Genomic DNA, 4,209 nt, shown 5'->3' with positions numbered 1-4,209 from the left:
GTCGGGGTGGGTGTAGGCGCAGAGCAGGCCGTAGTCGTGCGCGTCGAGGTCGGCCCGCTCCCAGACTCCGGATCCCTCCAGCATGCCCATCTCGCGCGCCCACTCCGTCGAATGCGCCCTGGCCTCGTCGAGATGCGGGTTCAGCCGCGCGGGATGCGGCAGGTAGAAGTGCGGGAGTTCGAACGGCTGCGTCATGGCCGGGCCCTACCCGGCGCCCCGCAACGGCATCCACCGAGTCGCACATGATCACACCATCGCGTGAATCAGGGGGCGTCCCGTACCTGGATCAGCGCGTGCGTGCCACTGGTGCGCCAGCGCTGGTCCTCCGCCGCGACCAGGGCGGCCTCGGTGTGCGCGTCGAGGCCCGTGATCACGTCGGACTTCAGGGTGCGCAGGGCGGCGACCGGGCCGGGGAAGCAGGTGGCGACGTCGGCGAACGGTGTGGTGGGGTCCCAGAGCCGGTCGCCCACCAGACGGCGGTAGTTGAGGTCGCCCTTGACGATCGTGAGGACGGCCGGGGCGAACTCGGCGCGCAGGTCGCCGGGCATCTCCGCGTACGGCAGCGGGCCGCTGGAGAAGGGGTGGGCGCGCAGGGTGAGACGCCCGTCGCCCAGGGCGGACCACAGGTGCCGCCCGTACGCGGCGGCCGCTCCCCGGGCCCCGGTCAGCCGGCGCAGGGCGTCGACGACGTCGGCGGTGGTGGCGTCGGAGACGTAGTAGGGATACGGCTTGACGTGCAGGACCGCCTGTCCGATACGGCCGCTTCGCAGCAGGTGCGCGATGAACAGGAGGTCGGGGACGAGTTCACGGCCCGCGTTGTCGGCGACCAGGCACAGCGTTCCCCCGCCTTCACCGTCCAGCAGTGACCGGAGCCGGTCGCTGTCGTCGGCGACCAGGCCGGGCGCGGCGTCCGCGGTCCGCGCTCCCTCGGCGGAGAGGCGGAAGCCGAGGTCGGCGCGGTTGCCCCACAGGGAGCCGTGCAGCAGGGCCTGTTCCTGTTCGGCGGCGGGGCGGCCGGCGAGGTCGTCGAGCGCGGCGAGTTCCTCGTCGGTCTCGGCGGAGTCGAGTTCGGCGAGCTTGAAGGGGCGGAAGGGGTCGATGCCCTGCCACGGGCCGGGGCCGAAGTACCCGACGGCTTCGAGCAGCCGGCGGTAGAACCAGCTCTCGGACCAGAGCCACGGCACGTCGAACCAGGAGCGGCCGGTGTATTCGCGCAGCCCCCAGGTCTCCCAGTGGTGCCGGTCGTGCGCGTCGGCGGGGAGTGGCTCGATCTCGCCCTCGGTGCAGTTGGCGAGCAGTTCGTCGAGGGCGCGGTGCTGCCCGGGTTCGTACGGGAAGGCCTCGCGGACCTGCTTGATGATGGCGGGGTGCCGCTCGGCCAGCACGCTGTGGGGGAAGGAGCCCGGCTGGTTGCCGAGGAGCAGGGGTGCGGAGGGGGTGTCGGGCATGGGTCTCACGGTAACGCGCACGTGCGTCGCGCCGATGCGCGTGCCCCCGCCCCGGTCAATGCGCGTGCCCGTCGCGGGGATGGGCGTGTACGCAGCGCTGATGCGCATTCCCGCCGCACGGGCCCCGTCGCCGGGCCCGCCCCGGTCACACCGGTGCGATCTCCCGCTCCAGGCGGGCCGCCAGGCTCAGATAGCGGGCTCGGCGGGTCACCGGGACCAGGCCGCGGATGAGTATGTTCCACATCTCGGCCGTCCGGCGGGGCTGGCGGGCGACCGGCTCGCGGGAGCGGCCCACGACACGGGTGCCGACGAAGAAGCAGACCAACGAGTGGGCCACGACGTCGATGTCGATGTCCGGATGGACGTCGGACTCCTTGACCGCGCCGACGAGCCGGGCCGTGACGATGTCCAGCCACTCGGTGAAGGGGTGGCTCAGGGGCGGCCGGGGCCGGATTCCTCCCGTGGCGAGCCGCAGCCCGGCCCGCAGCACCGGGTCCTCGACGGACATGCGGGTGATGCCGAACGTGAGGCGCATCAGCGCCTCCAGGGAGGTGTGGCCGCGGTTGTCCGTGTCCGTCGCGAGCCGGCGGGCGGTGTGCGACTGGAGTTCGAGGATCGCGTGGGCGAGATCCTCCTTCGCCGCGAAGTGGAAGTACAGGGCGCCCTTGGTGACGTGCGCGTGCTCCACGATGTCGCTGAGACTGGTCGATTCGTAGCCGCGACGGTCGAACAGGTCAGCGGCGGCCGTGATGATCGTCGAGCGGGTCTGCTCGGCTCGCAACTGCCTCGCCATCGGCTGAACTCTCCCGGGACGGAAATGAACGGGTCATGCCGTTTGTTTTTACCCCCCGTACACGATAACTCACCCTGAGACGGCGCTCATCACACCAGTGTGCCGGAGTGCGGGTGCACATCCGGCAAAACAAGCGTAACTGGTGAAAGAAAACAGCACGTTCGGTATCTGACTGTGGGAGATTCGGGGCCGGACGTAAAGGCGGGCCGGCCGGTGCCCCATCCGCACCGGCCGGCCCGCCCGTTCGTGGCCTGCCTCGTTCAGCGTTCCCGAAGGAGGATCAGAAGGTCAGCTTCCAGCCGTTGAGGGTGCCCGTGTCCTGGGCGGCGGTGTCCTGGACGCGCAGCTTCCAGGTGCCGTTGGCCGCCTCGCTGGAGGCGTTCACCGTGTAGGTGGTGTTCACGTTGTCCGCGGAGTCCGAGGAGGCGGCCTTCAGGCGGTACGCCGAACCGTCCGGCGCGACCAGGTCGATGACGAGGTCACCGCGGTAGGTGTGGGTGATGTCGACGCCGACCTGGAGGGCCGAGGGGGCGTTGCCGCTGCGGCCGGTGACGCTGATCGGCGACTCGATCGCGGCGCCGTTGTCCCTGATGGCGACGGCGGTGGTGCTGGAGAACGTGGTGCCGGTGGGCGTACCGCCCTTGACGGCCTGGACCGTCTTGGCGGCGTCCGCGAGGCCCGCGCCGCAGCCGCCGGAGCAGGTGCCCGGCAGGGCACGGGCGTTGGCCTTGACGGCCGACTCGATCTGCGCAGGGGTGAGGGCGGAGTTGGCCGACTTCATCAGGGCGGCGAGGCCCGCGACGTGCGGGGCGGCCATGCTGGTGCCCTGGTAGTAGTCGTAGTTCTCGCTCGACGGCGTCTTGGTGCCCGAGTTCAGCGTGGACAGGATGCCGTTGGCCTTGGAGGTCCTGGTCTCGCCGCCGGGGGCGGCGATGTCGACGAGGGAGCCGTAGTTGGAGTACGAGGCACGGCTGCCGGCGCGGTTGGTCGCGGCGACGGTGATGACGTTGTTGCAGTTCGCCGGGGAGGCGTTGGAGACGTTCTGGTTCTCGTTGCCGGCCGCGACGACGACCGAGGTGCCGCGGTTCACGGCGCCGTTGATGGCGCTCTGGGTCGCGCTGGAGCAGGCGCCGCCCCCGCCGAGGCTCATGTTGATGACCTTGGCGACGTTGGTGTTGGCGGGCACGCCCGAGACGCTGCCGCCGGACGCCCAGGTGATGGCGTCGATGATGTCGGAGTCGTAGCCGCCGCACTTGCCGAGGACGCGGACCGGGGAGATCTTCGCGCCGTGGGCGATACCGGCGACACCCTTGCCGTTGTTGGTGGCGGCGGCGATGGTGCCGGCCACGTGGGTGCCGTGCCAGGAGGAGGTGGAGGCCGGGATGCCCGGGCCGCACTCGTTGGCGTTGTACCAGTCCCCCGGGTCGGCCGGGTTGCTGTCACGGCCGTTGCCGTCGACGGAGACGGCGGTGTCGGAGATGAAGTCGTAGCCGCCGACGATGTTCGCGGCCAGGTCCGAGTGGGCGACGTAACCGGTGTCGATGACGGCGACGGTCACGCCGCTGCCGGTGGTGGTGTCCCAGGCGCCGGGGACGTTCATGCCCGCGGTGGACTCGAACAGGTCCCACTGCTTGCCGTAGTCGGTGTCGTTCGGGGTGACGGCCGTCGGCTTGTTCAGACGGTCCGGGACGACGTAGGCGACCTGCGGGTCGGCCTGGTACTGGGCGACGACGTCGGCGACGGAGGCACGGGTGGGGTCGCTGCCCAGCTCGACGAGGGCGGCGCCGGTGCCGAGGCGGCGCTGGAAGTCGATCTCCTCGCCGGTCTTCTCGGCCTTGGACTCGGCGTCGGCGACCGCCGCCTTGTCGGACTTGGCCTCGCTCGCGCCGGACTTGTAGCCGACGATGAGGCGCTCGGCCTGGACGCCGGGGGCGGCCTCGGTCTGCGCGGCGGGGACGGCGGCCGGGC

At 71.2% G+C, this 4,209-nt stretch carries 4 protein-coding genes; all 4 read right to left on the bottom strand.

Features of this window, described 5'->3' with window-relative positions:
* The coding region (locus C1J00_RS39225; RefSeq protein ID WP_146046349.1) for a hypothetical protein at window positions 1-195 on the bottom strand (195 nt) is incomplete at its 3' end.
* Between the two features lie 68 nt (window positions 196-263).
* Window positions 264-1,448 (bottom strand): damage-control phosphatase ARMT1 family protein, encoded by a 1,185-nt coding sequence (locus C1J00_RS39220; protein WP_102913647.1) that lies wholly within the window; start codon window positions 1,446-1,448, stop codon window positions 264-266.
* 145 nt (window positions 1,449-1,593) lie between these two features.
* Window positions 1,594-2,241, bottom strand: coding sequence for a ScbR family autoregulator-binding transcription factor (locus C1J00_RS39215; protein WP_102913646.1), 648 nt, complete (start codon window positions 2,239-2,241; stop codon window positions 1,594-1,596).
* A 280-nt stretch (window positions 2,242-2,521) separates the two neighbouring features.
* The coding region (locus tag C1J00_RS39210; protein WP_102913645.1) for a S8 family peptidase at window positions 2,522-4,209 on the bottom strand (1,688 nt) is incomplete at its 5' end.

Origin of the sequence: Streptomyces cahuitamycinicus (assembly GCF_002891435.1) — a bacterium.
GTDB classification, from domain to species: domain Bacteria; phylum Actinomycetota; class Actinomycetes; order Streptomycetales; family Streptomycetaceae; genus Streptomyces; species Streptomyces cahuitamycinicus.
Note: the sequence above shows the minus strand (reverse complement) of the source record. Positions and strands in the feature narration are given on the sequence as shown.

Bases quoted from the DNA above. Each gene is read 5' to 3' on its own strand.
- C1J00_RS39220 (WP_102913647.1), bottom strand. From the start codon at position 1,448: ATGCCCGACACCCCCTCCGCACCCCTGCTCCTCGGCAACCAGCCGGGC.
- C1J00_RS39215 (WP_102913646.1), bottom strand. From the start codon at position 2,241: ATGGCGAGGCAGTTGCGAGCCGAGCAGACCCGCTCGACGATCATCACG.